The 11,170-nt window shown below is 71.8% G+C and carries 11 protein-coding genes; 6 read left to right on the forward strand and 5 right to left on the reverse strand.

Going from position 1 to position 11,170, the window contains the following annotated elements; all coding sequences use genetic code 11:
* Nucleotides 1-31: 31 nt before the first annotated feature.
* The 3 genes from VFJ21_06825 (at nt 32) to VFJ21_06835 (ending at nt 3,651) form a co-directional block, all read left to right on the forward strand.
* Nucleotides 32-1,618: an acyl-CoA carboxylase subunit beta gene (locus VFJ21_06825; protein ID HET7406837.1), complete on the forward strand. Its 1,587-nt coding sequence runs from the start codon at nt 32-34 to the stop codon at nt 1,616-1,618.
* The gene (locus tag VFJ21_06830) at nt 1,615-1,803 is read left to right on the forward strand and encodes an acyl-CoA carboxylase epsilon subunit (GenBank protein ID HET7406838.1); all 189 of its coding nucleotides are present in this window, start codon (nt 1,615-1,617) and stop codon (nt 1,801-1,803) included. The genes VFJ21_06825 and VFJ21_06830 overlap by 4 nt, the downstream gene beginning before the upstream one ends.
* Nucleotides 1,804-1,905: 102 nt before the next feature.
* The gene (locus VFJ21_06835; GenBank protein HET7406839.1) at nt 1,906-3,651 is read left to right on the forward strand and encodes a biotin carboxylase N-terminal domain-containing protein; all 1,746 of its coding nucleotides are present in this window, start codon (nt 1,906-1,908) and stop codon (nt 3,649-3,651) included.
* A gap of 18 nt (nt 3,652-3,669) precedes the next feature.
* Here VFJ21_06835 and VFJ21_06840 read toward each other — a convergent pair whose 3' ends face one another.
* A complete protein-coding gene (locus VFJ21_06840; protein HET7406840.1) occupies nt 3,670-4,140 on the reverse strand; it encodes a gamma-glutamylcyclotransferase in 471 nt (156 codons plus the stop codon).
* Between the two features lie 74 nt (nt 4,141-4,214).
* Here VFJ21_06840 and VFJ21_06845 point away from each other — a divergent pair, with 74 nt between their 5' ends.
* Nucleotides 4,215-5,597 (forward strand): NAD(P)H-quinone dehydrogenase, encoded by a 1,383-nt coding sequence (locus tag VFJ21_06845; protein ID HET7406841.1) that lies wholly within the window; start codon nt 4,215-4,217, stop codon nt 5,595-5,597.
* Between the two features lie 64 nt (nt 5,598-5,661).
* Here VFJ21_06845 and VFJ21_06850 read toward each other — a convergent pair whose 3' ends face one another.
* Nucleotides 5,662-7,254, reverse strand: a complete 1,593-nt coding sequence (locus tag VFJ21_06850; protein HET7406842.1) for a methylmalonyl-CoA mutase family protein — start codon at nt 7,252-7,254, stop codon at nt 5,662-5,664.
* 120 nt (nt 7,255-7,374) lie between these two features.
* Here VFJ21_06850 and VFJ21_06855 point away from each other — a divergent pair, with 120 nt between their 5' ends.
* On the forward strand, nt 7,375-8,517 hold the full coding sequence (locus VFJ21_06855; protein ID HET7406843.1) for a hypothetical protein: 1,143 nt from the start codon (nt 7,375-7,377) through the stop codon (nt 8,515-8,517).
* Nucleotides 8,518-8,635: 118 nt separating this feature from the next.
* Nucleotides 8,636-8,836, forward strand: a complete 201-nt coding sequence (locus tag VFJ21_06860) for a cold-shock protein (protein ID HET7406844.1) — start codon at nt 8,636-8,638, stop codon at nt 8,834-8,836.
* Nucleotides 8,837-8,888: 52 nt separating this feature from the next.
* On the opposite strand, the gene VFJ21_06865 is transcribed toward VFJ21_06860, so the two are convergent.
* The 3 genes from VFJ21_06865 to VFJ21_06875 all read right to left on the reverse strand — a co-directional run.
* Entirely contained in the window at nt 8,889-9,407 is a 519-nt protein-coding gene (locus VFJ21_06865; GenBank protein ID HET7406845.1) for a 2'-5' RNA ligase family protein, read from the reverse strand.
* 21 nt (nt 9,408-9,428) lie between these two features.
* A complete protein-coding gene (gene trpS / locus VFJ21_06870) occupies nt 9,429-10,463 on the reverse strand; it encodes a tryptophan--tRNA ligase (protein HET7406846.1) in 1,035 nt (344 codons plus the stop codon).
* Between the two features lie 76 nt (nt 10,464-10,539).
* A partial coding sequence (locus VFJ21_06875; GenBank protein ID HET7406847.1) for a transporter associated domain-containing protein occupies nt 10,540-11,170 on the reverse strand: 631 nt, incomplete at its 5' end.

Here is an 11,170-nt window from a genome sequence, read left to right on the forward strand (position 1 = left end):
ACTATTCACGGGCGCCTCTAGGCTTGCCGCCATGTCCGCAGCGCCGCAGGAGCAGTCCCCCGACATCCACACCACCGCCGGCAGGCTCGCCGACCTCGAGGCCCGCAACGCCGAGGCCGTGCACCTCGACGAGAAAGCCGTCGCCAAGCGTCGCGAGCAGGGCAAGATGACCGCCCGCGAGCGGATCGAGGCTCTGCTCGACCCCGGGTCGTTCGTCGAGACCGATGCGCTGGTGCGGCACCGGGCGCAGGAGTTCGGGCTGCCGTACAGGCGGCCGTTCGGCGACGGTGTCGTGACCGGCTACGGCACGGTCGAGGGCCGGCCGGTCTGCGTGTTCAGCCAGGACGCGACGGTCTTCGGCGGCAGCCTCGGCGAGGTCTACGGCGAGAAGATCGTCAAGATCATGGACCTGGCGCTGAAGACGGGCTGCCCGATCGTCGGCATCAACGAGGGAGCGGGCGCCCGGATCCAGGAAGGCGTGGTCTCCCTCGGCCTCTACGGCGAGATCTTCTACCGCAACACGATGGCGTCCGGCGTCGTCCCGCAGATCTCGCTGATCATGGGCGCCTGCGCGGGCGGCCACGTCTACTCGCCGGCGATCACCGACTTCACGCTGATGGTCGACCAGACGTCCTACATGTTCATCACCGGCCCCGACATCATCAAGACGGTCACCGGCGAGGACGTCACGTTCGAGGACCTCGGCGGCGCGCGGGCCCACAACACGAAGTCCGGCGTCGCGCAGTTCATGGCCCACGACGAGGCCGACTGCCTCGAGCTGACCCGGGCGCTGCTCGCCTACCTGCCGAGCAACAACATGGAGGAGCCGCCCGGCTACGCCGGCGAGGACCTCGAGTCGCTGGAGCCCGACACCGCGCTCGACACGTTCATCCCCGACTCGTCCAACCAGCCCTACGACATGCACACGGTCATCGAGCACGTGCTCGACGACGGCGAGTTCCTCGAGGTCCACGCGCACTTCGCGCAGAACATGGTCTGCGGCTTCGGTCGCATAGACGGCCGCTCGATCGGCATCGTCGCCAACCAGCCGATGGCGTTCGCCGGCACCCTCGACATCGACGCCTCCGAGAAGGCGGCGCGGTTCGTGCGCACCTGTGACGCGTTCAACGTGCCGGTCGTGACGTTCGTCGACGTGCCCGGCTTCCTGCCCGGCACCGACCAGGAGTGGGAGGGCATCATCCGCCGCGGAGCGAAGCTGATCTTCGCCTACTCGGAGGCCACCGTGCCCAAGGTCACGGTGATCACGCGGAAGGCCTACGGCGGGGCCTACGTCGTCATGGGCTCCAAGCACCTGCGGGCCGACATCAACCTGGCCTGGCCGTCGGCGGAGATCGCGGTCGTCGGCGCGCAGGGCGCGGTCAACATCATCCACCGCCGGCGCATCGCGGCAGCCGACGATCCCGAGGCCGAGCGAGCGACGCTGATCGCGGAGTACACCGACCACTTCGCGACGCCCTACCTGGCCGCCGAGCGTGGCTACGTCGACGCGGTGATCCGACCTTCCGACACCCGGCGAGAGGTGATTCGCGCGCTGCGCCAGCTGCGCACCAAGCGCGAATCCTTGCCGCCCAAGAAGCACGGCAACATCCCGCTGTGAGCGAGTCCGAGCCCGTGCTTCGAGTCGTCAAGGGCACCCCCACGCCGGAAGAGCTGGCCGCGCTGGTGGCGGTCGTCGCCGCCCGGGCGAGGGCCGCCGCCCCGCCGGAGGAATCCTCACTCCGGCTCTCGCGCTGGGTGGCCTCCGGGCTCGAGCGCGGCGCGCGTACCCGGGCCAACTGGTAGCCGACCGCGTAACCGACGGGTGACCGGCTGGCAGCAGCCGGCGCGGCGACGGTCCGTAGACTCGGCCCGCCGCCCGTCACGACGAGAACCGAGAGGGCACTCGTGCGCAAGGTCCTGATCGCCAACCGGGGCGAGATCGCCGTCCGCGTGATCCGCGCGTGCCGTGACGCCGGTCTCGGCAGCGTCGCGGTCTACGCCGATCCCGATCGCGACGCGCTGCACGCACGCCTCGCCGACGAAGCGTTCGCCCTGGGCGGCAACACGCCGCGCGAGTCCTATCTCGACATCACGAAGATCCTCGCCGCGGCCGACCAGAGCGGCGCCGACGCCGTACACCCCGGCTACGGCTTCCTCTCCGAGAACGCTGACTTCGCTCAGGCGGTCCTCGACGCCGGCCTCACCTGGATCGGCCCACCGCCCGACGCGATCCGGCTGCTCGGCGACAAGGTGCAGGCCCGCCACCTCGCGCAGAAGGTCGGCGCCCCGCTCACCCCCGGCACCCCCGACCCGGTGTCCGGGGTCGAGGAGGTGCTCGCGTTCGTCGAGCAGCACGGCCTCCCGATCGCCATCAAGGCGGCGTTCGGCGGCGGCGGCCGCGGGCTCAAGGTCGCCCGCGAGGGCGACAACGTCGGCGACCTCTACGAGTCGGCGGTGCGCGAGGCCGAGGGGGCGTTCGGCCGGGGCGAGTGCTTCGTCGAGCGCTACCTCGACAGGCCACGGCACGTCGAGACCCAGATCCTCGCCGACACGCACGGCAACGTCGTCATCGTCGGCACCCGCGACTGCTCGCTGCAGCGCCGCTACCAGAAGCTCGTCGAGGAGGCACCCGCGCCGTTCCTCACCGCCGCGCAGCGCGAGACCCTCTACGAGGCGAGCCGCCGGATCTGCAAGGAGGCCGGCTACGTCGGCGCCGGCACCTGTGAGTTCCTCGTCGGGCAGGACGGCTCGATCTCCTTCCTCGAGGTCAACACCCGGCTGCAGGTCGAGCACCCGGTCACCGAGGAGACGGCCGGGGTCGACCTGGTCCGCGAGATGTTCCGGATCGCCGACGGCGAGGCGCTGGCGTTCACCGACCCGGAGCCGCGCGGGCACGCGATCGAGTTCCGCATCAACGGCGAGGACGCCGGCCGCAACTTCCTCCCGGCGCCGGGGACGGTCACGTCGTGGCGGGTGCCCGAGGGTCCCGGCGTACGCCTCGACTCCGGGGTCGAGGCCGGCGACGTGATCGGCGGCAACTTCGACTCGATGCTCGCCAAGCTCATCGTGCGCGGCGCCGACCGCAAGGAGGCGCTCGAGCGGGCCCGGCGGGCGCTCGACGAGTTCGAGGTCGGGGGCATGCCGACGGTCATCCCGTTCCACCGGGCGGTGGTGCGGGACCCGGCGTTCACCTCCGAGCCGTTCACCGTGCACAACCGCTGGATCGAGACCGAGTGGGACAACACGGTGCCGCCCTACGCCGGCGCCGCCGAGACCCCGGAGCCGGCCGAGCGCGACCGGGTCACGGTCGAGGTGGGCGGGCGCCGGCTCGAGGTCGTGCTGCCCGCGGGCCTGGGCAGCATCGGCGCGGGCGCCGGGCCGGCCAAGCGGTCGGCGCCGAAGCGCCAGCGCTCCTCGGGGGGCCCGGCGGCCGGCGGCGACTCGCTGACCTCACCGATGCAGGGCACGATCGTCAAGGTCGCGGTCTCCGACGGCGACACGGTCGAGGCCGGTCAGCTGGTCGTCGTCCTCGAGGCGATGAAGATGGAGCAGCCGCTCAACGCGCACAAGGCCGGCACGGTGAGCAAGCTCGCCGCCGAGGTCGGCGCGTCGGTGACGAGCGGCGCCGTGATCTGCGAGATCACCGACTGACGGGCGCCGGCTCGGCTGCTACTCGATCTCGGTAGCCGTGGGGCCGACGGTGCGGCAGGGGCGTGACCTGAGGTCTGCGACGTAGTCGTCGGGAGCGCCCGCACGCTCGGCCGCGTCGGCGAGCAGCCCGAGGTAGCGCGCCGACGGCAGCCCGCCCTCGTAGGCGTCGAGCACGTAGAGCCAGGTCAGCACGTCGCCGTCGAGCATGTGCACCCGCAGCCGCAGCTTGCGGTAGAGCCCGATGTCGACACCCTCCCACTGGTCTAACCGTTCCTCGTCCTCGTGGCTGACCTCGTAGACCATGACGAACACGGTCGACATCGGGTCTTCGACGACGGTCGGCAGCGCGCCCTCCCAGCCGTAGTCCTCGCCGCCGAACGTGAGCCGCCAGCCCTCGACCCAACCGCTGCCCCGGCACGGCGAGTGGGGGCAGTAGAACCGCATCCGGTCGGGGTCCAGGTTGGACCCGTAGGCGGCATACAGGCTCACCCCCCGAGCCTAAGTTGCGAGACCCGAACTTCCGGTCCCGGCCGCGCGCCGTGTCGTGGGCAACAATGCGCTACGTGCGTATCGCGATCGTCGGAGGCGGCCCCGCCGGCTACGAAGCGGCCCTGATGGCCGCGCAGCTCGACGCCGAGGTCGTGGTCGTCGACAGCGACGGCATCGGCGGCGCCTGCGTGCTCCGCGACTGCGTGCCGTCGAAGACGCTGATCGCCACCTCCGACACGCTGACCGCGTTCGCCGGCGCGCCGCGACTCGGCGTGACGCTGCCCGAGGGCACCCAGCCCAGGCTCGACCTGCGGCAGGTCAACGAGCGGGTCAAGGGGCTCGCGGCGGCGCAGTCGGCCGACATCACCGCCCGGCTGGCACGGGAGGGCGTCGAGATCATCGAGGGCAGCGGCCGGCTGGTCGGCAACGGCCGAGTCGTGGTGCGTACGGCGGAGCGGCGCGAGCGCGGCATCGGCGCCGATGCGGTCATCGTGGCTACCGGCGCCTCGCCGCGCGTGCTGCCCGGCGCCGAGCCGGACGGCGAGCGGATCCTGTCGTGGCGAGAGGTCTACGACCTCACCGAGCTGCCCGAGCACCTCGTCGTCGTCGGCTCCGGCGTCACGGGCGCGGAGTTCGCCAATGCCTACCAGGCGATGGGCGTGCACGTGACGTGGGTGTCGAGCCGCGACCGGGTGATGCCGAGCGAGGACGCCGACGCGGCGCTGCTGCTCGAGCGGGTGTTCACGCGCCGCGGCATGACGATCGTGAAGCAGGCGCGGGCGGCGAGCGTCGAGCGCACCGCCGACGGCGTCGTCGTGAAGTGCGAGGACGGCCGCACGATCGAGGGCAGCCACGCGCTGATGGCGGTGGGGTCCACCCCCAACACCGACGGGCTCGGCCTCCCGGACGTGGGCGTCGCACTCGGCGCGGGCGGCCACGTCCAGGTCGACCGGGTCAGCCGCACCACCGCGCCCGGCGTCTACGCCGCCGGCGACGTCACGGGCGTGCTCCCGCTGGCATCCGTCGCCGCCATGCAGGGCCGCATCGCGGTCTGGCACGCGTTGGGCGAGGCGGTCACCCCGCTGCGGCTGTCGACGGTGGCCGCCAACGTCTTCACCGACCCGGAAATCGCCACGGTCGGCCTCGCCGAGGGGGAACCCGACGTGGGCGGCATTCCGGCGCGCACGGTCAAACTGCCGCTCGCGACGAACCCCAGGGCGAAGATGCAGGGACTGGACGACGGGTTCGTCAAGCTGTTCGCCCGGCCCGGCACCGGCACGGTACTGGGCGGCGTGGTGGTCTCGGCCCGGGCCAGCGAGCTGATCCTCCCGGTGTCGATGGCCGTGCAGCACTCGCTGACCGTCGACCAGCTGGCGCACACGTTCTCGATCTACCCGTCGCTGTCCGGCAGCCTGATCGAGGCCGCCCGCCAGCTGACGACGCACGCCCCGTCGTAGACCGTCCCCTTGCCGGCGGCCCGTCGGCACCGGCAGCCGCCGGCGCCGACGCGGATCGCCTCGGTCAGAAGGCGTCCGCCGGGCGGTAGGTCCCCCAGATCTCGCGCAGCGCGTGGCAGACCTCGCCGACGGTGGCCCGGGCGCGCAGCGCGTCGCGCATCGGGTAGAGGACGTTGTCGCTGCCGGTCGCGGCCTTCTGCAGGTCGACGAGCAGCCGGCGTACCTCGTCGTTGTCGCGGTCACGCCGCAGCTGCTCGAGCCGGCGGCACTGCTCGGCCTCGATCGTGGGATCGACGCGCAGCGGCTCGTAGGCCTCCTCGTCCTGCACGGCGAACCGGTTGACGCCGACCACCGTGCGCTCCTGGCGCTCGATCTCCTGCGCGACGGCGTAGGCCGACCGCTCGATCTCCGCCTTCTGGAAGCCCTTCTCGATCGCGGCCACCGCGCCGCCTAGCTCGTCGACCTTCGCCATCAGCTCGAGGACGCCGGCCTCCACCTCGTCGGTCATCGCCTCGACGGCATAAGAGCCGGCGAAGGGGTCGACGGTGGCCGTGACGTCGGTCTCGTAGGCGAGCACCTGCTGGGTGCGCAGCGCGAGGCGCGCGGCCTTCTCGGTCGGCAGCGCGATCGCCTCGTCGTAGGAGTTGGTGTGCAGCGACTGGGTGCCGCCGAGGACGGCGGCGAGCCCCTGCACGGCCACCCGGACGAGGTTGACCTCGGGCTGCTGCGCGGTGAGCTGCACGCCCGCCGTCTGCGTGTGGAAGCGCAGCATCTGCGACTTCGGGTCCTGCGCGCCGAACTCCTCGCGCATCATCCGCGCCCAGATGCGCCGGGCCGCGCGGAACTTCGCGACCTCCTCGAGCAGCGTCGTGCGCGCGACGAAGAAGAACGACAGCCGGGGTGCGAAGTCGTCGACCGCCAGGCCGGCGTCGAGGGCCGCCTGCACGTAGGACCTGGCGTCGGCCAGCGTGAACGCAACCTCCTGCACGGGCGTCGCACCCGCCTCGGCCATGTGGTAGCCGGAGATCGAGATCGTGTTCCAGCGCGGCACTTCCTTCGCGCAGTAGGCGAAGATGTCGCTGATCATCCGCAGGGACGGCTTGGGCGGGAAGATGTAGGTGCCCCGCGCGATGTACTCCTTGAGCACGTCGTTCTGGATCGTGCCGGTGAGCTTGTCGGCGGGCACGCCCTGCTCCTCGGCCACCAGCTGGTAGAGCAGCAGCAGCAGTGCGGCCGGGGCGTTGATCGTCATCGACGTCGAGACCTCGCCGAGCGGGATCGCGTCGAAGAGCACCCGCATGTCGTCGATCGAGTCGATCGCGACGCCGACCTTGCCGACCTCGCCGTGGGCGACCGGGTCGTCGGAGTCGTAGCCCATCTGCGTCGGCAGGTCGAACGCCACCGACAGGCCGGTCGTGCCCGCCTCGATCAGTTGGTGGTAACGCTGGTTGGACTCGCGGGCCGTGCCGAAGCCGGCGTACTGCCGCATCGTCCAGGGGCGGCCGGTGTACATCGAGGCGTAGACGCCGCGCGTGAACGGGTAGGCGCCGGGGCGACCGAGCCGCTGCTCGGGGTCCCAGCCGGACAGCGCGTCGGGGCCGTAGACCGGCTCGATGGGGAACCCCGACTCCGCGGCGCGCGCACCCTCGGTTGCCATGCCGGCGATGCTAGTCGGGCAAGGTGAACCGGCCACGCGCCCGCTCGATATGGGGCATTTCCCCCGCCCGGGCGTGTGCGCCCGCGACCGTCGCGACACCACCGGTAGCCTGCCGTCACCATGCGCCTGGCTCGACAGCTCCCTGCTGCCCTCGCCGTCGCCGTCCTCGCGCTGGCCTGCCTGACCGGGATCGTCTTCGTCGGTCCCGCGGCGCACGCCGCACCAGGCAGCGACCAGCCAGCGGTCGGCGGTCCCGCGCTCGCCTCCCACGGCATGGTGGTCGACTCCGACCCGGGAGCGCCGCCGGTGCCTGCGGACCTCACCGCGAGCTCGTGGCTGGTGGCCGACCTCGACTCCGGCGCCGTGCTCGCCGCCCGCGATCCGCACGGGCGCTACCTGCCGGCGAGCACGCTGAAGACCTTGACTGCGCTCACCCTGATCCCGCTGCTCGACCCCGACACCGTCGTCAGACCGACGTACGACGACATCGCCGTCGACGGCAGCAAGGTCGGGCTCGTCGACACCATGGGCTACCCGGTGCGCCAGCTGTTCACGGCGATGCTCGTGGTCTCGGCCAACGATGCCGCCGACACGCTGGCCACCGCGGCCGGCGGCATCCCGAAGACGCTCGCGCTGATGAACGCCGAGGCGCAGAAGCTGCGGGCCTACGACACCCACGCCGGCACGCCGAGCGGGCTCGATGCGCCGGGCCAGACCAGCTCGGCCTACGACCTGGCGCTGATCGCTCGTGCGGCGATGGCGCTGCCCGACTTCCGGTCCTACGTGGCCATCGTGCACTCGGCGGTCAGCGCGCCGGCCGGCAAGACGATCGACATCTACACCCACGACCGGCTGCTGACGAACTACCCCGGCGCCATCGGCATCAAGAACGGCTACACGGTGGCCGCGCAGGCGACGTTCGTCGGAGCCGCCACCCGCAACGGTCACACGCTGGTCGTGACGCTCATGCACGCCGCCCCCTCGGTCTGGAAGGAAGCCGAGCGGCTGCTCGACTGGGGGTTCGCGGCGATCGGGCACGTGCAGCCGGTCGGCCAGCTCGTCGACCCCCAGCCCGACCGCACCCGCGCCACCGCGGCCCTGCACGCGGCACCGGTCCGCACGAGCGCGGCGGCGCAGAGCGGCGGCGGTCTCGGCGCGCTGCCCATCGGGCTCGGGGTGAGCGCGGTGGTGCTTCTCATCGGCTCGTGGCTGCGCCGATCGGCCACCCGGCGGCGCCGTCGCTACAGCTTGCCCCCTTTGTGAACAACGCCCTTCACGGGCGCGAGCCGGGCGGTATGGTGCGTGGCTAGTCGGCTCCGGACGTGGAGCGACGCCGGTGCCCGGCCTGCGGGTTCCGGATATCGAGACCCAGGGGTTGGCAGTGGCACAAGGCACCGTGAAGTGGTTCAACGCCGAGAAGGGCTACGGCTTCATCGCCGTCGACGGCGGCGCTGACGTCTTCGTTCACTACACCGCCATCCAGGCGGACGGCTACAAGTCCCTCGACGAGGGTCAGCGCGTGGAGTTCGAGGTGACGCAGGGGCAGAAGGGTCCGCAGGCCGACCAGGTCCGCGCGATCTGACCTTCCGTCTCGTCCGAGGGCCCGGCACGTCCACGTGCCGGGCCCTCGTCGTTCAACCGGCCAGCAGGTAGTCCTGCCGCACGACCCAGCGGTCCGCGGCGTCCTGCTCGAAGAGCTGGAACGACGCGACCGGGAAACGCGCTTCGTAGGGCGCCAGCGCCGCGTAGGCGCGGTCGAGCGCGTCCTCGGGCAGGTCGTGGGCCACGGTCACGTGCGGGTGGTAGGGGAAGCGAGGCTCGCGTCCCAGCGGCCCAGAGCGCACGGACCGCTCCAGCAGCTCGCAGTCGCTGATGCCGGCGACGAGGGGCACGAAGACCACCGGTGACACCGGCCGGAACGTCGCCGCCCCGCGCAGATGCACCTCGAAAGGCCGGCCGCAGGCGGCGACCGCGGTGAGGTGCTCGCGGATGCCGGGCAGCTGGTCGGTGGACACGGCCGTCGGCGGCAGCAGCGTCACGTGCGGCACGATGCTGGCCGCCGCCGGGTCACCGAGCAGCTCGCGCCAGCCCTGCAGCTGGGACTGGAAGGGTTCGGGAAGCGCGATCGCGACGCCGATGTTGTGGCGGGCCACCCGGTGACTCCGGCGGCGCGATCAGGGGCGGGCCGGCACGAAGCCGACCGCGTCGTAGACCCGCGCCAGGGTCTCGGCGGCGACCTTACGGGCCTGGGACGTGCCATCGGCGAGCACCTCGTCGAGGCGCGCCTGGTCGGCCAACCACGCCTCGGTGCGCTCGCGGAACGGTGTCGTGAAGCCGACCAGGGCGTCGGCGACGTCGCCCTTCAGCGCGCCGTAGCCCCTGCCTGCGTAGTCGCCCTGCAGGGCCTCCACCTCCCGCCCGGTGAAGACCGACAGGATCGTCAGCAGGTTGGACACGCCGGGCTTGCGCTCCGGGTCGTAGCGCACCTCGGTCTCGGTGTCGGTCACGGCACGCTTGATCTTCTTGGTCAGCACCGCGGGCTCGTCGAGCAGGTCGAGCACGCCTGACTGCGACCCGCTGGACTTGCTCATCTTCGCAGTGGGGTCCTGCAGGTCGAGGATCTTCGCGACGCCCTTGAGGATGTGCGGCTCGGGTACGACGAACGTCTCCCCGAACCGCGCGTTGAACCGCTGCGCCAGGTCGCGGGTGAGCTCGAGGTGCTGACGTTGGTCCTCGCCGACCGGGACGTACTGCGGGCGGTAGAGCAGAATGTCCGCCGCCTGCAGGACGGGGTAGGTGAACAGACCCACGGAGGCCGCACCCTCGCCGGCCTTGGCCGACTTGTCCTTGAACTGCGTCATCCGACGGGCTTCGCCGAAGCCGGTGAGGCATTGCAGCACCCAGGCGAGCTGGGCGTGCGCCGGGATCTGGGACTGCACGAAGATCGCCGCCCGGGCGGGGTCGATGCCCATCGCCAGCAGCTGGGCGGCGGCCCGCAGGGTCCGTTCGTGCAGCACCTTCGGGTCCTGCTCGACGGTGATCGCGTGCAGGTCGGCGATGAAGAAGAACGGCTCGTGCTCCTCCTGGAGCGCGACCCACTGCCGCAGCGCGCCGAGGTAGTTCCCGAAGTGAAACGAGTCTGCGGTCGGCTGGATGCCGGAGAGCACGCGCGGTCGCGCGGCCTCCGGACCCGGTGCGGAGTCGGACATGGCGGCCATTCTGTCAGGGTCGTACGGCGCGCGCTCAGCCGGTCGACCGGTCGACGGCCACGTCCGACCCACGGGATCAGGCCGACTCGGACCGCTCCTCGGGTCGATCGTCCGGGTGCTCGCGGGATCCAACCGGCCCGTCGGTCGCGGGAACCGCGTCGACCGTCAGGGCCGGGTCGACGACCACGGGTGGCGGCACCGCGGTGACCAGGACGCGCCCGACCCGACGGTTCTCGACGTCGCGCACGACGATGCGCCGGTCCGCGAAGTCGACCGTGTCGCCCTCCTCGGGAAGCCGGCCGAGCCGGAACATGATGTAGCCGGCCACGGTCTCGTACGGTCCCTCGGGCAGCTCGATCCCGGTCTCGTCCTCGAAGTCGTCGAGGTTGAGCAGCCCGTCGACCTCGACGTCGCCGCCGCGGTGGCGGGTGGTCTCGCCCTCGTCGACGTCATACTCGTCCTTGATGTCGCCGATCAGCTCCTCGACGAGGTCCTCCATCGTGACGATCCCCGCGGTGCCGCCGTACTCGTCGGCCACGATCGCCAGATGCGTGCCCTCGCGCCGCATGTCGGCCAGCGCGGCCAGGATCGGCCGCGTCCAGGGCAGCACGAGCGCGCCGCGGACCAGCTCGGCGACCCGGACCGAGCGGCCGGACATCTCGGGGTCCAGCAGGTCACGCACGTGCACGAAGCCGATCACGTCGTCG

It is taken from the genome of Mycobacteriales bacterium, from assembly GCA_035690485.1.
GTDB lineage: Bacteria > Actinomycetota > Actinomycetes > JAFAQI01 > DASSKL01 > DASSKL01.